Consider the following 21529-nt stretch of genomic DNA (forward strand, 5'->3'; position numbering starts at 1 on the left):
ACTTCAATATACGCCTGAGACCATTACAGTACCTATACAGACAGGCTCACAATAATGGCCTCTGTATTGGTTGCGGCTTCAATACAGTTCAGCGTTTGGGTCCGGCACTTCAGTCCGGCACTTCAGTTCTGCGATTTGGCTTCCTATGTCGACATCTCTTTCCCGCCAGGCGTCCTTGACACTGACTCAGCAACTGGCCGAGCGTCTGGCCGAGCGCATTCGCATGCATTTGCTGCCCGCCGGGGCACGCTTGCCCTCGGTGCGTGAATGCGCACGCCAGCACAACGTCAGCTCCTATACCGTGGTGGCTGCCTATGACTTGCTGCAGGCACAGGGCTTGGTAGAGGCCAGACCGCAGCGCGGCTTTTTTGTGCGGGATTTTGTGCAAAATCCGCTTCAAGTCAGCGAAAGTAGCTCACATGTAGCTATCAAAAAGAGAGTTGGCGATAGTCCGCTGGGGCTGGCACCGGGCACGCGCATCAACGCCTCCATGCTGATACGCGGCATGTTTCTGGAGAGCGTGGCGGGCAAGCCCCAGCCCGGCGCGGGCGTGCTGCCGGCGGAGTGGCTGGATGCGAGCTTTCTGGCCGCAGCCATGCGCAAGGTCACCAGCGGCCCGGCGCTGCGCGAAACCCTGGTGCGCTATGGCGAGCCCATGGGCGACAGCGGCCTGCGCGAGGCGCTGGCGCGGCGCATGCAGCGCATTGGCATTGCCGCATCGCCCAGCCAGATCATTACCACCATGGGGGCCACGCAGGCGCTGGACATCGTCAGTCGCGCCCTGCTGCAGCCGGGCGACCCGGTGATGGTGGAGGAGCCCGGCTGGGCGGTGGAGTACGCACGCCTGGCCGCCATGGGCATGCGCGTGCTGCCTGTGCCCCGTGGGCCGGAAGGGCCGGACATGGCCGTGATGCAGCGCTATTGCGAAACCATGGCGCCCAAGCTGTATGTCAGCGTCAGCGTGCTGCACAACCCCACCGGCTACAGCCTGAGTGCCGCCAGCGCCCATGAGATCCTGCAGATGGCGCAGCGCCACGGCTTTTATGTGGCAGAAGATGACTCTTACTGCCACATCGCCCCCGACCACGCGCCGCGTGTCACGGTGCTGGACCGTTTGCAGCGCAGCATCTACATCAGCGGCTTTGCCAAGGTGCTGGTGCCCAACTGGCGCCTGGGCTATATCGCCGCGCCGCCCGAGCTGGTGGAGCGGCTGCTGGACGTCAAACTGCTGTCCACCTTATCCACTCCCACGCCCATGGAGCAGGCGCTGGCCCTGTGCATGGAGCAAGGCCAGTTGCGCCGCCATGCCGAGCGACTGCGCCAGCACCTGGACAAAGCCAGAACCCGCAGCGTGGCGCTGGCGCAGGCTGCGGGCTGCCATTTTGTGTCTGAGCCTGCAGGCATGTTTGGCTGGGTGGATACCGGCGTGGATACCGAGGTGCTGACCCAGCGGCTGCTGGACGAGGGCTACATGATTGCGCCCGGCGCCATGTTTCACGCCAGCCGGGGATCAAGCACCTGCATGCGCATTAACTTTGCAACCACGCAGGATGCGGCGTTTTGGCGGGTGTTTGAGAGGGTTGTGGCGCGGATGCGGGAGCAGGGGTAGGTGATTTTTTGTGGGGTGTGGATGGTTAAGAGGGCGGTTTTGAGGGGCGATTGTCTTTGAACGACCCCACGCCGCCTTTCCAGGCAGTCTCCCAAAGCAGCCATTCAAGATGGGTTCAAGTCAACGCTGTAGTGTCACTAGAGTGCTGACTTTTTGCTTGAAGCAGTTTCGAATCTTTTGATCGAGTTCTTCGGGCTGAAAGCACTAGGATATATAACCTATAGATTAGCGCGACCAACTCCTACCTTCGATGTCATTGGTGCAGACTTTTTTTACTTCAATCATTACCTCTCTTGACAAAGGGTGGGCGACTTTAATTGCGGCTTGCCTTGCTGCATTCGTCTCTTTAGTGAGCATGGCCATTTCAATTGCAGCTTCGCGTGCCAATGCAAGGTTAGTCGCTCGCCTAACGGACTCAACGAACCTGAGCAAGGAGGCTCGTGAATACAGGCTAAAGCAACTAACCAGCTTTTACGATCCTGTTTATACGCTTCTCGCGGCTAATAAATCGATCTTCGAAAGAATTGGCCCAACTTCTTCCGCACGACGAGAGAAAAAGTTCAATGACGAAGAGACAGCAGAGGTTTGGCAAAAGCTTTCCAATGAGGTAATTGTTCCAAACAACATCAGGATATGCGAGATTATTCATGCAAATCTGCATTACCTGGCAGAGTCCGAGGACGAAGCGATCTACCTTGAGTTTTTGACCCACGCGCACGCGTACCAAGTCTTCAAGCAAAATCCCTATGAGGCGTACCGCTTATTCCCGTTTCCCAAAGATATCTTTGAATTAGTAAAAGCCAGCCGGTCTGGGCTTCGCTCGGGTCTTGCGAAGCACTATCGTCAATCTTTCAAGTGAGAATTAATGTCACTAATTCACTCTCTCATGCGTTACAAGAACGAGGGGCGTATCGACTCCTTCGATATGCACAGTGACAAGAAGGCAACCGTAAGGCTCCCAAGTCAGAAGTCTTATATTGTTTACATGTCTCGCGACTACATCATCGGTGCGGCAGAGATTGAAGAGGCTGCTGATGCACCAAGTGCCAATTTCGTTGTTTACAACAGCTGGGACACCCTTGGGCAAGGAGCGTCTCGGGAAGCAAATCGCCTCGGCATGGAGGTTCACAAGTTCGGGGCTTTTGGCCATCGACTCGATGAACTCAACGCTGGTGGATGAAGCCATCGATTGGCTGCTGCTTCACTGTCACTCAGATCTGGCTCTACAGCTTTACTTATACGGCTCTTTCTTGAGTACCCCTGGGGATGCGGCTGACGTGGATTTATTGGTGATTTATCCGGAGGGGAAGGCGTTAACGGCAGCTCGAGATCGCCATGTGCTTGAGTCCAAGTTCACAGACAGATTCGGACTGCCTCTCCACGCAATCTATCTTTCTGACAGCGAAAGCTTAGAAGAAGCTGATTTCATACAGCGGCTACTCACGAAGGCGAAGCGCTTACGCTGAATGCTGCTTATGCCGCTTCACTCAGACAAACGGCGGCAAGTCAGAAGACGATGCAGGTGTGTCCTGCGGCACACCTGCCCACAGCCTGAATTGCGTGCCGCAGGCGCAGCCACACGGTGGGAGCGGACGGCCTGCGAGATTTGTGACGAAATTGGCTCATCGTCTAAGTTCTGTGCTGAGGTACAGCTATCAATTCGATAGGGAGGCTATCTGGCTGTTAGTATCCGGTATTCGCCCCTTGTGCCCACGCCTGCAACGGCAAGTTCTTGGGGCTGGCAGTTGCACCGCAGAGTGCAATTGCATCGTCATCACTTCTACGGCAATGTGTTTGAACGGAGCGTCGAAGACGTGAAGTGAGTTTTGCCGTACAGCCCCAAGAACTTGACGGCGCAGGTTGCCCCGTAGCGTAGCGAAGGGGTCGGGGGCAGTAGGGGCCTCGCTCTTTGCCTACTTTCTGGCTACAGAAAGTAGGTCGGCAAGGCGGGCCGAGACCCGCTGGGGGCGTCTAGCCCCCTGTCATTCAAGCAAGCATGACACTGGCAGTGCTCACGATTTCCATGAATGGCTGAGATTTGAGTCAAATCGGCCTCAAGTCAAGGCGTTTCATTGACTATCCGCTATCAAAAAAAGAGTTCTGATATTCAATGAGGCCACGGCTAGGGCTCAGTGGTCGGAATCAGCCGCTACAGCAGCGGCTTGATAGGCCCCTGGTGAATATGGCAGCCGCTTTGCTGCAGCAGCTCACCAAAGGCATCAGACATCAGATATTCGAACTCTACGGGGCGCTGACTGCCAATGGCGTCACCCTCCACCACGCCGCTGGCCGGGTGGCACATCAGCAACCCGCCTTCGGCCATGTGGGGCAGCCAGCCCGCCATCTGCGCGCCATAGCTGGCGGCATCGGGGGCGTCGAAACCATAGACACCGCCAAAGCCGTGGTTCATGGGAATGCCGCGATGGCGCATCTGGCGCGTGGCGGTCCAGCCGCCAAGCAGGGCAATGATGGCGGCTTTGGGGCTGCGCCACAGGCCTGCGGCTGGTGCGGTAGAGCGCACCCAGGGCATTTCGTGCGCGGCGTAGCGGGCTTGCAGTTCGGCCTGCATGGCGTCGCGAAGGCCGGGCAGCTGGTGCACATGCTGGTGGCCGTCGATAAAGTCTGGCGCCGTGCCCATGGCTTGCTCGAAGGCGTCCAGTTGCTCACGCCAGGCTTTGCGCATTTGCGCTGCAGGCATTTGCCGGGTGTAGGCATTGCGAATCACCGTGCCAAGCGCCTGCGCTGCGTGCGTGCCGCCATGGTCTTCCGTCAGATTGAAGTGCAGGCCGACGGAGAGCCGGGGGCGCAGTTCTTTCAGTGCTGCCGCAGCCTGTGGCCAGCGGGGCGAGCTTGTCATGCAACTGGTGGCAGACAGGCGCGCAGCAAGGGTGAGCTGGCGCACGGCATCATCCACCAGTGGGTGCAGGGCGTAATCATCAGCGCACAGCAAGATGGTGCGTGAGGTGTTTGTGTGGTTCATGCGGTGTGGCGTGCCTTGAACGCCCAGAACTTGCTCATGACGAAAGTGCCAATGGCGACCAGTACCAGCACGGCGGCCAGGCTCCAGAAATAGTGCCAGTGCAGCCAGTTCAGAGCGATGTAGTAGAGCACCTCATTGGCCACAAAGGACAGGCAGGCTACTGCGAAATAGCGTGCAACCACAGACCAGTCTTGCGCTTTTGACTCTGAAAAAGTGAGCAGCGCGTGGCCGTTGTAGCTGACAATGAAGGCCACCAGAAATGCCAGCACATTGGCCGAAAGAGGTGGCATGTGCAGCAGTGAAACCAGCAGGCCAACAACCGCCAGATGCGTGGCCGCAGCAGAGCCGCCTACCAGCACAAACTGAAACAGTTGCGGCAGCTTGCGCAGCCATTGCAGAAGCTGGGCGATCACAGCTTGTCGCGCAGTGGGCTGCGGTCTTCGTCGTGAGCGATCAGATAAGTGGGGCGGCGTTTGACTTCTTCGTAGATACGCCCGATGTATTCGCCCAGAATGCCGATGGACAGCAGTTGCACCCCCGAGAACAGCATGATGCTGGCTGCCAGCGTGGGCCAGCCGCGCAAGGGGTTGCCAAAGAACATGGTTTCGATGGCAATCCAGAAGCCGTAGGCCAGTGCCATCAGCGAAATCGCGCCGCCCACCATGCTCCAGATACGCAGGGGCAAGGTGGTGAACGAGGTCAGGCCTAGCAGGGCCAGCGAGCCCAGACGGCGCAGGTTGAAGCTGGAATTGCCCGCGACGCGGTCTTTGGGCACAAAGGGCAGGGCTACCGTCTTGAAGCCAACCCAGGCGTACAGGCCTTTCATGAAGCGGTTGTGCTCGGGCAGGGCCTTGAGGGCGTCGGCCACTTTGCGGTCCATCCAGCGGAAGTCCCCGGCATTGGGCGGTAGCTTGACGGCGTTGCCGGAGTTCATCACGTGGTAGAAAAGATTGGTGCCCATGCGCTTGGCACCGCTTTCTGCACCGCGATCGGTAATCACGCCATAGACCATTTCGTAACCGGCCTGCCACAGCGCATGCATTTCGCTGAGCATTTCCAGTGGGTGCTGGAAGTCGGCATCAATCAGCAGCACGGCATTGCCGCGAGCGTGGTCTATGCCGGCAGACAGGGCGGCTTCCTTGCCAAAGTTGCGTGACAGCGCCAGGTAGCGCAGTGGCAACTCGCTTGACAGGCGCATGACCATCTCATGCGTGTTGTCCCGGCTTCCATCGTTGACCACCACGATTTCATAGTCCGGCGTCAGTTGCTGAACGGTCTGCGCCAGCGCACGCAGAAAGCCTTCGATATTCGCTTGCTCGTTATATGCAGGGACCACACAGCTCAGCCGCAATGGCGGGCGCGGCAACTGGGCTGGCGGGGCTGCGGGTGCATATTCGGCGTGGAAATCGGTCATGACGGGGATTTTCGCGCAAGTCGGCCAGCGCTTTCAGTCGTGTGGTGCTTTGAGGGCCAGACAAGCCCCGTCGCTATACTCACGGCCCTGGGCGCAGGCCCCTTGCTCTTTCTTTTTTTTGACTGTCCGATGACCGCTGTGCAACGCGAATCTTTTGTCCTGACTGGCCGCTCCGTGGCTGTTTTGCTGCTTGTCTATGCTCTGGTGTGGCTGGGCAGCTATTGGGTAACGGCTTTGGCTGCCCCCGGGGACAATGTGGAGCAGTTGATCTGGATTCACTCGCTGGAGCTGGGCTATTTCAAGCACCCGCCCATGCCGACCTGGATCATGGCGGTTGCCGCTGCCATTTTCGGCCCGAGCATCGGGCTGACTTACGCACTGGGCGGTTTGCTCACGCTGGGCTCACTGGCCATTTTCTGGAAGCTGCTGTGCCAGATGCGGGGAAAAGCCTATGCCACAGTCGCTCTGCTGGCTGCGCTGTGCATCACGTTTTATTGCGGGCGTCTTTACTACTACAACCACAACGTTGTGATGATGCTGTGGATTGCCCTGGCCGTGGTTCTGACATGGCAGGTGACCATCAAGCCATCGCTGTGGGCCTGGGCCTTGCTGGGGGCTGTGTCGGGTCTGGCCATGCTCAGCAAATATCAATATGTGCTGGCGCTGGCTGTCATCGGCCTGTGGTGGCTGCGCATTGGTGCCTGGAAGAATCCGGTGCATGTCAAAGGTACTGCGCTGGCCGCTGTGGTTGGACTGCTGGTGCTGTCTCCTCACCTGTACTGGCTGACGACACATGACTGGATGCCCATGCGCTATGCGGAGCGTACCTCCCTGGGCCTGCATCTGGATACCGCTGCGCGCATCAAAATGTCCTGGAAGTTTGCGGTGGACTGGATCTTCAACCGCTGCATGCCCGCCTGGATTGTGCTGGGTGTGGCCCTCTGGTGGGGGCGTCGCAAGAGTGGTACATCGCCAAAAAGTGAGCAGCCACGCACCACTGAGGACCAGATGCTGCGCGAGTTCTGGCTGCTGTGGGGGCTGATTCCGCTGCTGTCCATGCTGGTGCTGTGCCTGTTCACCGGGTCTTTTCTTCACTTGCAATGGGGCACGGCGTTCATGTTCCTGTGCGTGCCTGCCGCCATGGAGCTGGTGCGCAATCCTGCCATCTGGGGCTCTGCCGCGATGGTGCGCACCGCATGGGTGAGTTTTGGTGTGCTTCAGGCGCTGGTGCTGCTGCAGTTCTGGCTGGCTTCCCCCATGGGGCTTTCTGGCTACAAGAGCAGTCACCAGAACCATATTCCCGTGGACAAAATCGTGGAGGGGATTGCACCTGCTGCGCATAAGGCACTGGGTGGCCCTGTTGACATCATCATCGGGCCGCAGGCGCTGGCGGGCCGTATTTCCATGGAGTTGCCCGAGCGCCCGCGCGTTTATGCGGAGCGCAATCTGCAATACAGCCCCTGGATACATGCGCAGGAGCTGCCTCGCTCACGCATCATTGAGGTGGCGGTACTGCCAGATCCTCTGGCGGATGGCTGGATTCGAGCCTATGGCATGTGGGCCTGGCGACCTGTGAAGATCGCGGAAGGCGAACACTGAAAGAGGCAGTGGTTCACAAAAAAGGCGGGCACTGGATGCCCGCCTTTTTTATGGATTCTTCAGAATCTGTCTCAGCTGGCCGCGTGATAGATGCGCGCACGTCCTGTCTGGGATGCGCCGCGCAGGCTGCTTTCATAAGTGCTGTCATGGGCCGCAGGAACCAGGGCCTGTGTGCGGCGCTGGTTGAGCACAGACATGCGGGCTAGCTGGTCACGCATGAGTGTGATTTGCGCATTCAGATGCTGGGCACGGTCCAGCAATGCGGGTGTCCAGTCTTCGGGGGCAAAGCGTTTGACGAGTTGCGACACCGCCACCATGGCATCGCGCAGGCGGGTGCTGGATTGCTCCAGAGTAGCGGCATCCGATGATTGCAGCGATGCCGAGACGGTCTGAATCACCGCATCCAGCGAATCGAGCATTTCTTGCAAAGTCATCGGTTCAGTCTCGAATGGAAGGCTCAGGTGCGGGCGTGCACCAGAAATTCTTCGGTATTGGCCAGCAGCTTGTCGGCCACAGCTTCGGCGTTGACGCGGAAGGTGCCATTGGCAATGGCTTCGCGCATGGCCTTGACGCGGTCGGCGTCAAAGTCGGTGTTGGCACGGTTCTGGTTGTCCAGGGCGCGGGCCGAGGACGAGAAAGACACGGGCACACCGGCGGCGCGATCGGGTAAACCCTTGATCGATTCTTCGGTGGCAACCGTGGTTGCGGATTTGGGAGCCTGCTTGGCTGCTGCAGTGGCCTGCGGCAGATCCGGCTTGTTACCTATCTTCATGCTGGTTCTCCAATCGCCCTGTATCGGCGTAGGGCGCTGTAGCCTTGCTTTCGACAAGAGCGCGAAAAACTTGAGGATTTTCTTGCATGGGTTCAGGAATGTGAGTGGTAACTCTTTTTTACTGAACAAAAACCACGCCATTGGCATTGACGGTGCCAGTGACAAGGCGGCCATTATCCATGCGAACCCGTACTTGCTGTCCTGCGCCTGCGGCGGCCATGGCCTTGCCGGAGGCAGAAACACTGAAGCCGCCGCCATTGACCATGACCTGCACGGGAGCACCCGCTGTGAACAGGGCTGGTGGGCGCACCATGTTCTGGCGCAGGGCCTGACCCGAGGTCAGCGGTCGGATGGTGACCTGGCCAATGAAATCCTGTGCATTGGCAAACACGGGGGCGCTGTCTTCGGCCCAGTCCACCTCGGCAGAGACAGCATCTTCCGCACTCAAGGTCTTGCCTGCGGGAAGATTGCCTTGTGCCACCCAGGCCGGGCCGTAGGCACGCACAGTGATGGGCAGGAAAACATTCCAGGGAACGGCCCCCTCAACACAGCGCAGACCCAGGCGGGTGCGGCCCCACAGGCGGCTGCCAGCGGGAAGATAAGGCTCTACGCGGGCACAGGCGGCAAGGCGAAGGCGTGAATCGAGCTGCCCCATCTGCACCTCCATGCGCAAAGGCATGTCGGTGCTGCCCTGTGCGCTGTCGGCAGAAGGCTGGTGCAGGGCTGCATCCACAAAGCGCTGGCCAATCTGACTCAGCTGGGCTGCGCCGTCCTGTGCTTGTGCCGCACCCGATAGCAGAGCACCCAGTCCCCATGCCGCAGCCATGCCCCGCAGAGGGCGGCATGGTTTGAATGGGGAAAAGCGGCCAGACATGCATCAATCCTTTTTGCGTTCTGCAGGCAAAGCAGCTGCAGACGATGGCTGCAAATATAGATGAGGGTGCCGTTGCGCAATGGGCTGAAGTGACTGCCGATTGCCGCTTTCTTCGCGCTTTAGTTTGCCGGGGCGATTTTCATAATCCTCGCATGCCGCAGTCTGCATGACGCGGCAGAAACGAATTTCTGAAAGCGAGGCCGCAATGCTGAACAAAATGACCGAAAGACTGGACTTCCAGAGCGAGGCGCTGCTGCTGCGCGCCGAGCGCCAGCGCGCCATTGCCAGCAATATTGCCAACGCCGACACCCCCGGCTATGTGGCACGCGACTTCAATTTCCGGGAAGCCTTGATGGCTGCGACCAATAGCCCGCAGGCGTTGACCCAGGCCAGCACCACGGCAGCAGGCCATATTCCCTTGCAGGCGCAGACCTCTGATGAGGCCCTCAAGGCCAAGCTGGGCTACTCGGTCAACTCGCAGCCCAGTCTGGATAACAACACCGTGGATCTGGACCGTGAACGCGCCAACTTTGTGGACAACTCGGTGCGCTACGAGGCCACGCTGCGCTTTATCAACGGTCAGGCCAAGACCATGCTCAGTGCCATTCAAGGCCAGTAAGCCCAGGAGTTAACCCATGTCGATGTTTTCCATCTTCAATATTTCGGGCAGCGCGGTCAGCGCCCAGTCTCAGCGGCTGAACGTCGTGGCCTCCAATCTGGCCAACGTCGATGCCGTGGCTGGCCCGGACGGCAGTGTTTACAAGGCGCGCCAGGTGGTGTTTCAGACCGTGCCCATGGGCAACGATGGCAGCGCAGGTGTCAAGGTCAACGCTATCAGCGAAGACAGCACGCCCGGCCGTCGCATTCATGACCCCAGCCACCCGCTGGCGGACGGCGAAGGCTATGTCACCCATTCCAACGTGAGCGCTGTGGACGAGATGGTCAACATGATCTCGGCCTCGCGCTCGTATCAGAACAACGTGGAAGTCATGAATACAGCCAAGACGCTGCTGCTCAAGACTTTGCAGATGGGCCAGTAAGCCCGGGAGCACGCACATGATTTACGGCACAAGCAGCGTGGACAGCACGACGACCACGACAAGCAGCAAGAGCTCGGTCACCGACCCCAATGAGGCGCAGGACCGGTTTCTGAAGCTGCTGGTGGCGCAGCTGAGCAATCAGGACCCCATGAACCCCATGGACAACGCACAGATGACCTCGCAGATGGCGCAAATCAACACTGTGACGGGCATTCAGCAGCTCAACCAGACCATGCAGTCCATGTCTGGCCAGTTCACCGCCATGCAGGTGCTGCAGGGCACGTCGATGATTGGCCGCACCGTGCTGACCGAGGGCAACACGCTGGGCGTGGCGGCCGATGGAGCCCATACGGCAGCGTTTGATCTGGATGCGCAGGCCGCCAGCGTCAAGGTGCAGATCACCACTGCCACGGGCGAGCTGGTGGACACCATTGATCTGGGCGCAGGCACCGCAGGGCGCAATTACTTCACCTGGGACGGCAAGGACAAGTACAGCGGCGATACCTCGCAGCTGCGCTACAGCGTGACTGCCGCCAACGGAACCACGGCAGTGGCTTCCACCACTCTGGCGCCCCATGCCGTGATTGCCACCAGCGCATCGAACGGCTCTTTGTCGCTGGAGCTGGACAACGGCGACAGCGTGGCTTATTCCGGCGTCAAGGCCGTTTACTGATTGAGGAGAACACCATGGGTTTTCAACAAGGCCTCTCGGGCTTGAATGCCGCCAGCAAGAATCTGGACGTCATTGGCCACAACATCGCCAACTCCAACACCACGGGCTTTAAATCCTCTCGTGCCGACTTTGCCGAGATGGTGGCCAGTGCCATCGGCTCGTCCAGTGGCCAGAGTAGTGGCATTGGCGTGAATGTGGCGGCGGTATCTCAGCAGTTCCGCCAGGGCTCCATCACATCCACGGGCAACAATCTGGACATCGCCATCAATGGCAATGGCTTCTTTGTCGTCAAGCAAAGTGATGGCAGCACGGCCTATACCCGCGCAGGCAACTTTGGTCTGGACAAAGAGGGCAACCTCAAGACCGTGGATAACGACAACGTCATGGGTTACATGGTGGACCCTGAGACCGGCAAGGTGCAGTCGGGTGCCACCCCCGTGCCGCTGAGCTTTCCCACAGGTCAGCCTATTGCGGCCAAGCAGACCAGCAAGGTCGATGTCGAGCTGAATCTGGATGCGCGAGCCACGCTGGCTGCCGGTGATGCCAGCGCCACGCCTCCGATCGAAGCCACGCCACGCGCCACCTACGGTACCTCGCTCAATGTGTATGACACACAGGGCACGGCTGTCCCGGTGAATCTGTATTTTGAAAAAGACGCGACCGGCAATACCTGGAACGTCTTTGACTCGCTGGATGCAACGGCTCAGCCCATTGGGCAGGCCCAGTTTGATGCCAGCGGCAAGCTCAGCACGGTGACGCCACTGAATGGCACGACGGGTTCTGGCACCACGTTGAACCTGAGCGTCAGCAGCAGCGCGGCTAACCCCAATAACCTGCAGTCCTTCAATGTGGCGTTTGACTTTGGCGGCCTGACTCAGTTCGGCACCAAATTTGCCGTCAGCAGCCTCAAACAGGACGGCTATACCTCGGGTGCGCTGACGGGTATCAACGTGGGACGTGATGGTTCCATCGTGGCCTCGTACTCCAACGGCGTCACGCGCACCGAAGGTCAGATTGCACTGGCAGCGTTCACCAATACCCAGGGCCTGGGCTCGGTGGGCAACAACAAATGGGTTGAGACGGCCGATTCGGGCCCCGCGCTCAATGGTTCGGCTCAGACGGGAACCTTTGGTTCGCTGCAGTCGGGTGCGCTGGAAGAGTCCAACGTGGACCTGACGGCTGAGCTGGTCAACATGATGACGGCGCAGCGTTCCTATCAGGCCAATGCCCAGACCATCAAGACGCAAGACCAAGTGTTCTCCACTCTGGTGAATCTACGCTAAACAACCCTAACTTCTAACGAATCAACTGCTCTGAAATAGGGCGCGGTCCGAGCGAGAGACATCGAGCAAGGGCCGCCCCGCAGCGAGGGTGTCGTTCCCCTTGGGGGAAGGCGCGAAGCGACTCAGGGGGAGGCAATCAGCATGGACAAGATTATTTATACGTCGATGACGGGCGCCAATGCGGCGGCTCAGCGTCAGGCCGTGCTGGCACACAACCTGGCCAATGCGGGTACCAATGGCTTTCGGGCCGAGATGTCCACATTCCGCTCGGTGCCGGTGCAAGGCTCGGGTGCAGGCACGCGTGTGTTTGCACTGGAGGCAACCTCTGGTTATGTCGATACCCCGGGTCCCGCGCAGCGTACTGGTCGTGCGCTGGATGCCATGGCCATGGGTCGTGCCTGGTTCGCTGTGCAGGGACTGGATGGTCAGGAAGCCTATACGCGCAACGGCGTGTTTGAAGTCTCGTCCGAAGGCCAGTTGGTAAACAGCAATGGTTTGGCGGTCCTTTCTGATGGAGGTGGGCCGCTCGATATTCCTGCAGAGTCGACGATAGAGTTGGCTTCTGATGGCACTTTGACTGCCAAAAGTGGGAACCTCCCGCCTGTTGCCATTGGTCGAGTTAAGTTGGTTACTCCACCTGAGGATGCTCCATTAGTGAGAGGAGACGACGGCTTGTTTCGTTCAGGTCAAGACGGGGCACTTCCAAATGATGAAACAGCACGCCTGCTTGCAGGGTCGGTAGAGGGTTCTAACGTGAATTCTGTCGAAACCATGGTCGGCATGATCGCCGCCTCGCGCCAGTTTGAGCAGCAGATGAAGCTGCTGCAGACCGCTGAAACCAACGACAAATCTGCTAGTCAGCTACTGAGTTTGAACGGTTAAGAAAGGTTATTGTCATGATGAATTCACTTTGGATATCGCAAACGGGTATGACTGCTCAGCAGACCCAGTTGGATGTAATTTCTCATAATCTTGCTAACCTCTCAACAACTGGTTTTAAACGCAATAGAGCTGAATTTCAGGATTTGATTTATCAAAATCTGAGACAAGTGGGAGGTCAGAGCTCGGAATCAACACAATTGCCCACGGGTATGCATCTGGGTTTGGGTGTTAATGCAGGTGCAATTTCGCGTGAGTTTCGCCAAGGTACTTTGCAAAGTACAACGAATACCTTTGATCTTGCGATTGATGGCGATGGATTCTTTCAAGTCCAGATGCCAGATGGAACAACTGCGTATACCCGTGATGGCACTTTTAAAATTGACAGCACTGGCCAAATGACAACTTCAGCGGGATATCCGTTGTTAGGTGGCATTACAAAGATGGCAAATGCTGCGAGTGCTAGTGTGGATGTGCAAGGCAATGTTCAGTTCTTTGATAAAGCCGGAGCTCCTCTTTCTGGCGGGAAATTGGATTTGGCTACGTTTGTCAATCCAGCTGGACTCCAGCCAGTAGGTAATAATTTATTTAGAGAATCTCAGGCGTCAGGAAATCCGCAAACTGGCGATGCATCTACAGGTGGTGCATTCGGTGAAATCAAGCAAGGATTTTTAGAAAATTCCAATGTGAATGTCGTGTCTGAGTTGGTGAATATGATCCAGACCCAGCGCGCCTACGAGATGAATTCCAAGGCAATTCAGACTTCCGACCAGATGCTGGCCAAGCTGGCGCAGCTTTGAAGCACCCCCTGAGCCGCTTTGCGGCTTCCCCCTCTCTCGCTGCGCGGGAGGGGGACGACGCCTTCGCTGCGGGGCGGCCCTTGCTTGGCGTCACTGGCTTGGGTTGTGCTTGTTCGGCGGCCGTAGGTTTTGCCGGAGTTAAACCGGGTTTACTAGCCATGACTCACCGTTTTATTTCTTCTTCCGTTTCTTTGATTGCCGCTGCCTTGCTGGTATCGGGCTGTGCGCTTTCTCCCAATGCGCCACCGCCAGTAGATATGCCGGTAGCCACGACTGCGCCGGTGCTGCAGCCGCGTGAGCAGGTTGCGCAGGCGCCAACGGGCAGCTTGTTCAATGCCAGCCGCTATCGCCCGGCGTTTGAAGATCGCCGTGCACGTATCGTGGGCGACCTGGTGACGGTGCAGATTGTGGAAAGCGTGACGGCCAGCCAGAAGCAGGATTCGGGCGTCAAGCGCAGCAACTCGCTGGATGCTGGTATTTCTGCATTGCCTTTGTTTTCTGGCGGCGCAGCCAATACGATCAAGAACCGCCTCAAGGCTGGGGTCAGCAACGATTCTGACTTTACCGGTGCGGGCTCCACCAGCAATATCAACACCTTTACCGGAACCATCAGCACCACGGTGGTCGATGTATTGCCCAATGGCCATCTGGTGGTTTCGGGTGAAAAGCAGGTGGGCGTGAATCAGAACGTTGATGTGCTGCGCTTTACTGGCACGGTAGACCCGCGCTCTCTGCGCCCCGGCAGCACGGTTGCGTCTAATCAGGTGGCCAATGTGCGTGTGGAGTCGCGTGGCCGTGGGCAGGGCAGTGAAGCCCAGTCAATTGGCTGGTTGTCACGGTTCTTTTTGAACGTTATGCCGTTCTGATTCTTCCGAGAATGGACGGTATGAAAGTACTGTCCACGCTTCTGTCACTGCGCCCCGCGCGCACCGCTTTGCTGGTGCTTGCAGCCCTTGGCGCTGGCGGGCTCACCCTGCCTGCGAATGCCACACGCATCAAGGAAGTTGCTGCCATTCAGGGGGTGCGCAGCAACCAGTTGACAGGCTATGGTCTGGTGGTCGGCCTTGATGGCACGGGCGACCAGACCACGCAGATGCCCTATACCAAGCAGGCGCTGGCCAATTACCTGGAGCAGATGGGCATCTCGCTGCCCGCCACAGGCAATACCGCGCAGCTGCAACTCAAGAACGTCGCCGCAGTCATCATTACGGCAGAGCTTCCCGCCTTTGCCCAGCCAGGCCAGGCCATCGACATCAATGTTTCCTCGATGGGTAACGCCAAGTCGCTCAAGGGCGGCACCCTGGTGGCCACGCCACTGCGCGGCGCTGATGGCGAAATCTACGCACTGGCGCAGGGCAATGTGGTGGTGGGTGGTGCAGGTGCTGCAGCCGGTGGCTCCAAAGTGCAGGTCAATCACCTGAGTGCAGGCCGCGTTCCGCAAGGCGCGCAGGTCGAGCGGGCTGTGCCCACGCCCATCAATCAGGGCAACACGATCACTCTGGGCCTGAATCAGACCGATTTTCAGACGGCCGACAAAATGGTGCGGGCCATCAATCAGCGCATGGGCGCTGGCACAGCCATGGCGCTGGATGGGCGCACGGTGCAGGTCAATGCCCCCATCGATCCCGGCTCGCGCGTGCGCATGATTGCCGAGATTCAGGAAATGCCGATCGAGACTTCCAAGCCCGCAGCCAAGGTGGTCATCAATGCGCGCACTGGCTCCATCGTGCTCAATCAGGCGGTGACGCTGGGCCCCTGCGCCATTGCGCACGGCAATCTGTCTATCACCATCAGCACCACGCCGGTCATCAGTCAGCCTGCACCTTTCTCGCAAGGGCAGACCGTGGTGGCGCAAAAGTCCGATATTCAGGTCAAGCAGGAGCCGGGCAAGGTCATCAACATGCCTAACTCGCCCCAGTTGACCGATGTGGTGCGGGCGCTGAACTCTCTGGGCGCTACGCCGCAGGATCTGCTGGCGATTTTGCAGGCCATCAAAGCCGCAGGTGCCATGGATGCGGAGCTGGAGGTGATATGAGTGTGTCGCTTCCCAATTCTTCTTCATTGGCCGCCAGTAATGCGCTGGCCGTTGATGCACGTTCGCTCAATGCTCTGAAAACTGCAGCAGCCGAGAACAGCCCGCAGGCCGCACGCGAAACGGCCAAGCAGCTGGAATCGCTGTTCATGCGCGAGATGATCAAGAGCATGCGCGAGGCGACGATGAAGTCCGGCTTGCTGGATAGCGCGCAGGGCAATCTGAGCACCGATCTGCTGGATCAGCAGCTGTCTGTTGCCATGGCCGGTCAGCCCGGTGGCCTGACCGATGCCATCAGCAAACAACTTGCGCGCAGCATGGGTGTGGATGCCGCAGAAGATGCAGAAATTGCAGTGCCTTCCACGCTGAGTCTGAGTCGCAACGCCTGGCGCAAGGTCGATAGCAATGGCGCGTGGTCAGGTAACCGCACGCAGGCAACGCAATCCATCAACGCCTATGCACCAGCGCCCAAGGGGCGCGATAACTTTGTGACGGCGCACACCAGTGCGGCGCAACGGGTGGCTGCTGAGAGCGGTATTCCATCCCACTACATGATTGGCCAGGCCGGGCATGAAACAGGCTGGGGTAAAAGTGAAATCCGCAACAAGGATGGCAGCAACTCCTTCAACCTGTTCGGTATCAAGGCGGGTGGCAGCTGGACGGGCAAGGTTGCCGAAATCACCACCACCGAATACATCAACGGTGCACCCAAAAAGGTCACGGCCAAGTTCCGCGCCTATGACTCGTATGAAGAGTCTTTCCGCGATTACGCACGCCTTATCAAGACCAATCCGCGCTACGAAAAAGCCATGGGCCAGACCGGCTCAGCACAGGCCTATGCCAGCGAGCTGCAAAAAGCAGGCTACGCCACGGACCCGGCCTATGCGCAAAAACTCAGCCGCGCCATTCAGAGCGTGCAGCAAGTCAGTGCCGCCGCTTCTGGTGGCGCAGCCGTGCGTGCAGCCCAGGTCAACAAGATTACCGAGAACCAGTCATGAGTCTTCTGAACGTAGGCGCTCGCGCCCTGATGGCCAACCAGCTTGCTCTGCAGACCACTGGCCACAATATTGCCAACGTCAACACGGCAGGCTATTCGCGCCAGACTGTGGCGTTCCAGACCTCGCAAGGTCAGAACCTGGGCAATGGCTATATCGGTAATGGTGTGGATGTTGCCACCATCGTGCGCAACTTCAGCGAGCTGCTCAGCCGTCAGGCGGCAGCAGCAACCGCCGTCAGCGCATCGGACGCGGCGCGCTCGCAGTCGCTCAACCAGATGCAGGAAGTGTTCTCCGGCGGCAGCAATGGGCTGGGCGCCGCGGTCAACGACATGATGAATTCGTTTGCGGATGTCAGCAGTGCACCCACGGATTCATCTGCGCGACAGGTTGTGCTGACGCGCATGAGCGAGCTAGCCGCGCGTTTCCGTTCGGCATCGACTCAGCTCGATGAGATGGACTACAGCACACGCCAGCAGATGAGCAATGACGTGAATGTGGTCAACAGCTTGTCTGAGCAGGTTGCAGGGCTCAATGCTCAGATCAGCCGCGCCATTGCCACAGGCCATACGCCCAATGATCTGCTGGATCAGCGCGACCAGCTGGTGCGCGATATCAACAAATATGTGCAGACCTCGCAGGTCGATGCCGGTGATGGCTCCATCAGTCTGTTCATCGGCGGCAGCCAGCCGCTGGTGCTGGGCCTGGACGTAGCAAAGCTCAGCATGCAGGAGTCCACGCAATATCCTGGCAGTGGCCGGATGAGCCTGTACTTTCAGCAGAAAAGCGGCGAGCCTGTGGAGCTGACACCTGCCATGGCAGGTGGTGGTGAAATTGCGGGTTTGCTGCAGTTTCAAAATAGCGACCTGGCCGAAGGGCGTAACCTGCTGGGCCGCATGGCGATTGCCATTGGCGACACGCTGAACACGCAAAACCAGCTGGGCCTGACCCTTTCGGGACAGAAGGGCGGGGCGCTGTTCAATATTCCGATGACGACCAGCGGCGCCACCACGGGTGCGCAGTGGGCCCAGCCCAATACGCCAGAGGTCACGGTGACGGATTCCAGCGCGCTCAAAGCCTCGGATTACAAGATCGTGTTTGGCAATGATGCGCCCAAGGGCAAAGTGGTGCGTATGTCTGATGGTCAGACCACGGCCTTCAATGATCTGGCTCAGCTCAAAGGCATGAGCATTGACGGGCTGCAGTTCGATCTCAAGAACGAAGGGCAGGCAGGGCAGTCTGTGTTGTTCAGGCCCATGGCAACGGCTGCGCATGACATCGGAACCATGGTGCATTCGGGTAATGACCTGGCGGCAGCCAACCCCGTGGCGGCCAGCATCAACTCCCTGGGTGATGCGGCATTGCGCATGTCCAGTCTGCAGGTGGAAAAAGGCTTTGCAGGGTCTTTGCCGGCGGGAACGACGCTGTCGTTTGCCCGTGCAGCCAATGGCGATGTGACCTACACCATCACCCCTGCACCCACAGACCCCTCTGTTGCAGCCACTGGAACCTATATCTCGGGGCAGGCTATTGCGCTGGCGCCGGGCCTGAAGGTTACGCTGAGCGGAACGCCTGCAATTGACGGCACGAAAAGCGATACCGTGAGTTTTGAGGACAACAAGTTCTACAGCTCGGATACGGGAAATGCCAGCTCGTTTCTTTCGCTGCGCGACGCGGTGATTTTTGACGGGGCAACCACACTCAGTGATGGCTTTTCCACTGCCATGGCGCAGGTCGGCACACGTACGCAAAGTGCCGCTTATGCCGCGAAGCTGTCTGAATCGATTGCCAAGAACCTGGAGTCCGACCGCACGGCGGTCTCGGGTGTGAACCTGGACGAGGAAGCGGCCAAGCTGCTGCAGTTTCAGCAGGCCTACCAGGCCTCAGCCAAGATGCTTCAGGTGGCTCAAGGCATTTTTGACAGTGTGATCCAGGCCGTTGGCCGTTAACCCATAAGCGCCGGAGAAGCAAGATGAGCATCAACCGCATTGGCACTGCCAATATGTATGACAGCACCATCAACAACCTGGGCTCGCGCCAAAGCAGTCTTGTGGATTTGATGGAGAAGACGACAGCTGGCAAGCGCGTGCTGCGTGCCAGTGATGACCCTGTGGCTGCGGCGCAGGCCGAGCGAGCGCGCACGCGCATTACCCGTTCGGAAAACGACCAGCGGGTGCTGGGGGCTCAGCGTGATGTGATCGCACAGGGTGAATCTGAACTGGGCAAGGCGCACGAGGCGCTGCAGGACTTTCGGGATTTGCTGGTGCAGGCGGGTAACGGCTCCTACGACCAGGTGGCGCGCGATGCGCTGGTGCAGCAAATGGAAAGCCTGCGCGAGCAGATTCTGGGCTACGCCAATAGCAAGGATTCCAACGGTCTTCCCATTTTTCGGGGGCTGGGCAGTGCGGATACGCCGTTGCAAAGCACCCCGCCGGGCTCTAGCAGCCAGCTCAACGCTGGTCAGAACACCGGTAGTGACAATGGCCTTCCCATCTCTCTTGACGGGCACGCAGCCTGGCTGAATGTGCCCACAGGCAATGGTGTGTTTGAAGTCAGCAGCGGCGCCGCCAACTCGGGCATGGCCTGGGCCGATGTGGGGTCGGTTTCCGATCCCAGTCAGGTCACGGGCGAGAGCTATTCGCTGGTGTTTTCCAAAGACCCTAGCACCGGTGAGATGAGCTACGAGGTCAACCTCGTTCCAGCGGGGCAGACACCTGTGCAGACCGGCACATACAAGAATGGCCAGGTCATCACCGTCAATGGTCAGCAGATGACCATCAAGGGCGACCCTGCGGACGGTGACAGCTTCACCATGAGCCCCAGCAAGCGCACCGACATCTTCTCTGTGCTGGATCAGGCCATTGCGACCGTGAAGGGCGGAACCACCGGTTCAACGGCTCTGCAGCAGGGGCTGGGCCGCGCAATGAGCGAGCTGGACTCTGGCATGAACCGTGTGCAGGCCATGCGCAGCTATGCGGGCGACCAGCTCAACCGTGCAGATCGTCTGGATTCGGACATGAAAGATCAGGCGCTGACGCAAGAGGGAGCCCGCTCGCGTGCCGAAGATATCGATATGATCACGGCGCTGTCGGATGTAGAGACGCAAAAGGTGGGCCTGCAGGCCGCTTTGCAGTCCTATGCACAGATGCAAAAGCTCTCTCTTTTCAATTACATCAGCTGATGGATGGCGGTTTTCCGCCTTTCTGATCTGTTAGCAACCCGGCTGCGTACGCACACAAGCTCTTCATGGTTCAGTCTGTTTTCAGTGCTCTGACTCTCGGTTATCGCCCGTTGTGGAGTCGTGCCCGGCGCCTGGTGGGGCTTCAGTTGTTTGTCCATGAAGATCCCGGTTGCAATGCCGATATGGCGCATTTTTTGCGCAGTCTGGATGAGATCTGGAGCCGCCAGGCGCCGCCCCTGCTGATCTCGCCGCAGTCCAGGCAGGTGCTGTGCAATCTGCTGGAGCATGCGCCCCAGGGCAGTCCCTGGATTGAGGTGCGTGGAGACTGGCTGCAGCAGGATGCGGGCATTTATGCACTGGTGCAGCAGGCCAAGACCCGTGGGCTGATGCTGGTGTGGGGCGGTTCGCTGGCCGAAGTGCCTGAGGCAGATGCCGCGCGCTACTTTGCCAGCAGTTTGCTGAGCCTGCCGCCTGAGGGCGCCAACGGCATGCCGAATGCCGTGCGTGCTGCAGGCGCAAAGCCGGATGCCGCTGCCAGCAAGCCTGCCGACGATGGCGGATTTTTTGGCCAGCAGCCGCTGAACCTGCTCAACGGTCAGATGTATCAGGATCTGCAAAGTCTGGAATTGGCGCGAGCCAGTCTGGATGAGCATGAAGCTGCGGCAGTGGCGGGCTGGCCTGTGGCAGACACCATTCAGGCATATCGACTGCAGCAACCCCAGCCATCGCGTGATGCACTGTTCCGTCTGATGAAAGCCATCGACAAAGAGCAGTCGCTGGATGTGATGGAAGCCATTCTGGGCTCGGACCCGGTGCTGGCCTATCGCTTTTTGCTCTACACCAATTCGGCAGCGCTGGGCTTGCGCCGTGGTGTGGATTCGTTGCGGCGAGGTCTGGTCATGCTGGGCCTTGGCACGCTGGAGCGCTGGCTGGCCGATCAACTGCCCAATGCCTGCACCGAGCCCGATCTGATTCCGCTGCGCACCCAGGTGGTGTTTCGCGCCAAGCTGGCCGAATACCTGATTGAAGCGGGTGTGAGCCTGGATCTGCAGCGCGAGATGTATCTGTGCAGCCTGTTCTCGCAGCTCGATTTGCTGCTGCATGAGCCTGTGCCCAGCATTCTGCGACGCACGCCGCTGAACGAGCGCATTTTCGATGCCATCGTGGCGCGCACCGGCCCCTATGCGGCAGTGCTGCAGATGAGTCAGGCGCTGGAGGGCAGCGATGCCGCGCCCATTCGCCATCTGCGCGAGCAGGAGGGTTGGTCGGCGGAAGACCTCAACCGCCTGCTGCTGCGCATGCTGGGCGAACTCAGGCTGGGCATGCCGCAGGCACAGTCCTGACCTGGTTGGGGTGAAATAGGGCTCTGGCGCTGATTGCAGATGCGCCAGAAGCTAT

At 58.9% G+C, this 21529-nt stretch carries 22 protein-coding genes; 16 read left to right on the plus strand and 6 right to left on the minus strand.

The window, feature by feature from the left end; genetic code table 11:
• Positions 1-145 precede the first annotated feature (145 nt).
• The 3 genes from JDW18_RS02265 to JDW18_RS02275 all read left to right on the plus strand — a co-directional run bounded on the left by JDW18_RS02265 (position 146) and on the right by JDW18_RS02275 (position 2789).
• Positions 146-1609 (plus strand): aminotransferase-like domain-containing protein, encoded by a 1464-nt coding sequence (locus tag JDW18_RS02265; RefSeq protein ID WP_218242148.1) that lies wholly within the window; start codon positions 146-148, stop codon positions 1607-1609.
• 259 nt (positions 1610-1868) lie between these two features.
• Positions 1869-2468 carry a hypothetical protein gene (locus tag JDW18_RS02270; protein ID WP_218242149.1) on the plus strand — a complete coding sequence of 200 codons (600 nt, stop codon included), beginning with the start codon at positions 1869-1871 and terminating at the stop codon, positions 2466-2468.
• A 27-nt stretch (positions 2469-2495) separates the two neighbouring features.
• Complete coding sequence (locus JDW18_RS02275) at positions 2496-2789, plus strand: hypothetical protein (RefSeq protein WP_218242150.1); 294 nt, start codon at positions 2496-2498, stop codon at positions 2787-2789.
• Between the two features lie 969 nt (positions 2790-3758).
• Here the strand turns inward: JDW18_RS02275 and JDW18_RS02280 are convergent.
• Genes JDW18_RS02280 through JDW18_RS02290 form a run of 3 tightly spaced genes read right to left on the minus strand, consistent with a single transcriptional unit; the run spans position 3759 to position 6003 of the window.
• A complete protein-coding gene (locus JDW18_RS02280; RefSeq protein WP_218242151.1) occupies positions 3759-4589 on the minus strand; it encodes a ChbG/HpnK family deacetylase in 831 nt (276 codons plus the stop codon).
• Positions 4586-5002 (minus strand): GtrA family protein, encoded by a 417-nt coding sequence (locus tag JDW18_RS02285; protein WP_218242152.1) that lies wholly within the window; start codon positions 5000-5002, stop codon positions 4586-4588. Before JDW18_RS02285 ends, JDW18_RS02280 begins: the two co-directional genes overlap by 4 nt.
• The gene (locus tag JDW18_RS02290) at positions 4999-6003 is read right to left on the minus strand and encodes a glycosyltransferase family 2 protein (RefSeq protein ID WP_218242153.1); all 1005 of its coding nucleotides are present in this window, start codon (positions 6001-6003) and stop codon (positions 4999-5001) included. Before JDW18_RS02290 ends, JDW18_RS02285 begins: the two co-directional genes overlap by 4 nt.
• 129 nt (positions 6004-6132) lie before the next feature.
• Here JDW18_RS02290 and JDW18_RS02295 point away from each other — a divergent pair, with 129 nt between their 5' ends.
• Positions 6133-7602 (plus strand): glycosyltransferase family 39 protein, encoded by a 1470-nt coding sequence (locus JDW18_RS02295; protein WP_218242154.1) that lies wholly within the window; start codon positions 6133-6135, stop codon positions 7600-7602.
• A gap of 71 nt (positions 7603-7673) precedes the next feature.
• Here JDW18_RS02295 and JDW18_RS02300 read toward each other — a convergent pair whose 3' ends face one another.
• The 3 genes from JDW18_RS02300 to flgA form a co-directional block, all read right to left on the minus strand.
• Positions 7674-8036, minus strand: coding sequence for a hypothetical protein (locus JDW18_RS02300; RefSeq protein ID WP_218242155.1), 363 nt, complete (start codon positions 8034-8036; stop codon positions 7674-7676).
• A gap of 23 nt (positions 8037-8059) precedes the next feature.
• On the minus strand, positions 8060-8374 hold the full coding sequence (gene flgM / locus JDW18_RS02305; protein WP_218242156.1) for a flagellar biosynthesis anti-sigma factor FlgM: 315 nt from the start codon (positions 8372-8374) through the stop codon (positions 8060-8062).
• A gap of 118 nt (positions 8375-8492) precedes the next feature.
• Positions 8493-9248, minus strand: coding sequence for a flagellar basal body P-ring formation chaperone FlgA (gene flgA, locus JDW18_RS02310; protein WP_218242157.1), 756 nt, complete (start codon positions 9246-9248; stop codon positions 8493-8495).
• A 205-nt stretch (positions 9249-9453) separates the two neighbouring features.
• Between flgA and flgB the strand changes: the two genes are divergently transcribed.
• The 12 genes from flgB to JDW18_RS02370 all read left to right on the plus strand — a co-directional run bounded on the left by flgB (position 9454) and on the right by JDW18_RS02370 (position 21474).
• On the plus strand, positions 9454-9867 hold the full coding sequence (flgB, locus tag JDW18_RS02315) for a flagellar basal body rod protein FlgB (protein ID WP_218242158.1): 414 nt from the start codon (positions 9454-9456) through the stop codon (positions 9865-9867).
• A 16-nt stretch (positions 9868-9883) separates the two neighbouring features.
• The gene (gene flgC / locus JDW18_RS02320) at positions 9884-10288 is read left to right on the plus strand and encodes a flagellar basal body rod protein FlgC (RefSeq protein WP_218242159.1); all 405 of its coding nucleotides are present in this window, start codon (positions 9884-9886) and stop codon (positions 10286-10288) included.
• Positions 10289-10304: 16 nt separating this feature from the next.
• On the plus strand, positions 10305-10961 hold the full coding sequence (locus JDW18_RS02325; protein ID WP_218242160.1) for a flagellar hook assembly protein FlgD: 657 nt from the start codon (positions 10305-10307) through the stop codon (positions 10959-10961).
• 14 nt (positions 10962-10975) lie between these two features.
• Complete coding sequence (flgE, locus tag JDW18_RS02330; protein WP_218242161.1) at positions 10976-12244, plus strand: flagellar hook protein FlgE; 1269 nt, start codon at positions 10976-10978, stop codon at positions 12242-12244.
• A gap of 141 nt (positions 12245-12385) precedes the next feature.
• Complete coding sequence (locus tag JDW18_RS02335; protein WP_218242162.1) at positions 12386-13126, plus strand: flagellar basal body rod protein FlgF; 741 nt, start codon at positions 12386-12388, stop codon at positions 13124-13126.
• Between the two features lie 14 nt (positions 13127-13140).
• Complete coding sequence (flgG, locus tag JDW18_RS02340) at positions 13141-13923, plus strand: flagellar basal-body rod protein FlgG (protein ID WP_218242163.1); 783 nt, start codon at positions 13141-13143, stop codon at positions 13921-13923.
• Between the two features lie 158 nt (positions 13924-14081).
• On the plus strand, positions 14082-14789 hold the full coding sequence (locus JDW18_RS02345) for a flagellar basal body L-ring protein FlgH (protein WP_218242164.1): 708 nt from the start codon (positions 14082-14084) through the stop codon (positions 14787-14789).
• A gap of 20 nt (positions 14790-14809) precedes the next feature.
• Positions 14810-15958, plus strand: coding sequence for a flagellar basal body P-ring protein FlgI (locus tag JDW18_RS02350; RefSeq protein WP_218242165.1), 1149 nt, complete (start codon positions 14810-14812; stop codon positions 15956-15958).
• Positions 15955-16953: a flagellar assembly peptidoglycan hydrolase FlgJ gene (flgJ, locus tag JDW18_RS02355; RefSeq protein WP_218242166.1), complete on the plus strand. Its 999-nt coding sequence runs from the start codon at positions 15955-15957 to the stop codon at positions 16951-16953. Before JDW18_RS02350 ends, flgJ begins: the two co-directional genes overlap by 4 nt.
• Complete coding sequence (gene flgK / locus JDW18_RS02360; protein WP_218242167.1) at positions 16950-18899, plus strand: flagellar hook-associated protein FlgK; 1950 nt, start codon at positions 16950-16952, stop codon at positions 18897-18899. Before flgJ ends, flgK begins: the two co-directional genes overlap by 4 nt.
• Positions 18900-18922: 23 nt before the next feature.
• Positions 18923-20131 carry a flagellar hook-associated protein FlgL gene (gene flgL / locus JDW18_RS02365; RefSeq protein WP_218242168.1) on the plus strand — a complete coding sequence of 403 codons (1209 nt, stop codon included), beginning with the start codon at positions 18923-18925 and terminating at the stop codon, positions 20129-20131.
• A gap of 182 nt (positions 20132-20313) precedes the next feature.
• A complete protein-coding gene (locus JDW18_RS02370; RefSeq protein ID WP_246610228.1) occupies positions 20314-21474 on the plus strand; it encodes an HDOD domain-containing protein in 1161 nt (386 codons plus the stop codon).
• The last annotated feature ends 55 nt before the right edge of the window (positions 21475-21529 follow it).

The organism is Comamonas fluminis (genome assembly GCF_019186805.1).
GTDB classification, from domain to species: domain Bacteria; phylum Pseudomonadota; class Gammaproteobacteria; order Burkholderiales; family Burkholderiaceae_C; genus Comamonas; species Comamonas fluminis.

Bases quoted from the DNA above. Each gene is read 5' to 3' on its own strand.
- flgA (WP_218242157.1), bottom strand. From the start codon at position 9,248: ATGTCTGGCCGCTTTTCCCCATTCAAACCATGCCGCCCTCTGCGGGGC.
- JDW18_RS02280 (WP_218242151.1), bottom strand. From the start codon at position 4,589: ATGAACCACACAAACACCTCACGCACCATCTTGCTGTGCGCTGATGAT.
- JDW18_RS02345 (WP_218242164.1), top strand. From the start codon at position 14,082: ATGACTCACCGTTTTATTTCTTCTTCCGTTTCTTTGATTGCCGCTGCC.
- JDW18_RS02370 (WP_246610228.1), top strand. From the start codon at position 20,314: ATGGCGCATTTTTTGCGCAGTCTGGATGAGATCTGGAGCCGCCAGGCG.
- flgC (WP_218242159.1), top strand. From the start codon at position 9,884: ATGTCGATGTTTTCCATCTTCAATATTTCGGGCAGCGCGGTCAGCGCC.
- JDW18_RS02265 (WP_218242148.1), top strand. From the start codon at position 146: ATGTCGACATCTCTTTCCCGCCAGGCGTCCTTGACACTGACTCAGCAA.
- JDW18_RS02300 (WP_218242155.1), bottom strand. From the start codon at position 8,036: ATGACTTTGCAAGAAATGCTCGATTCGCTGGATGCGGTGATTCAGACC.
- JDW18_RS02335 (WP_218242162.1), top strand. From the start codon at position 12,386: ATGGACAAGATTATTTATACGTCGATGACGGGCGCCAATGCGGCGGCT.
- flgB (WP_218242158.1), top strand. From the start codon at position 9,454: ATGCTGAACAAAATGACCGAAAGACTGGACTTCCAGAGCGAGGCGCTG.
- flgL (WP_218242168.1), top strand. From the start codon at position 18,923: ATGAGCATCAACCGCATTGGCACTGCCAATATGTATGACAGCACCATC.
- JDW18_RS02275 (WP_218242150.1), top strand. From the start codon at position 2,496: ATGCGTTACAAGAACGAGGGGCGTATCGACTCCTTCGATATGCACAGT.
- flgJ (WP_218242166.1), top strand. From the start codon at position 15,955: ATGAGTGTGTCGCTTCCCAATTCTTCTTCATTGGCCGCCAGTAATGCG.
- JDW18_RS02290 (WP_218242153.1), bottom strand. From the start codon at position 6,003: ATGACCGATTTCCACGCCGAATATGCACCCGCAGCCCCGCCAGCCCAG.
- JDW18_RS02295 (WP_218242154.1), top strand. From the start codon at position 6,133: ATGACCGCTGTGCAACGCGAATCTTTTGTCCTGACTGGCCGCTCCGTG.
- flgM (WP_218242156.1), bottom strand. From the start codon at position 8,374: ATGAAGATAGGTAACAAGCCGGATCTGCCGCAGGCCACTGCAGCAGCC.
- flgE (WP_218242161.1), top strand. From the start codon at position 10,976: ATGGGTTTTCAACAAGGCCTCTCGGGCTTGAATGCCGCCAGCAAGAAT.
- flgK (WP_218242167.1), top strand. From the start codon at position 16,950: ATGAGTCTTCTGAACGTAGGCGCTCGCGCCCTGATGGCCAACCAGCTT.
- JDW18_RS02350 (WP_218242165.1), top strand. From the start codon at position 14,810: ATGAAAGTACTGTCCACGCTTCTGTCACTGCGCCCCGCGCGCACCGCT.
- JDW18_RS02325 (WP_218242160.1), top strand. From the start codon at position 10,305: ATGATTTACGGCACAAGCAGCGTGGACAGCACGACGACCACGACAAGC.
- flgG (WP_218242163.1), top strand. From the start codon at position 13,141: ATGATGAATTCACTTTGGATATCGCAAACGGGTATGACTGCTCAGCAG.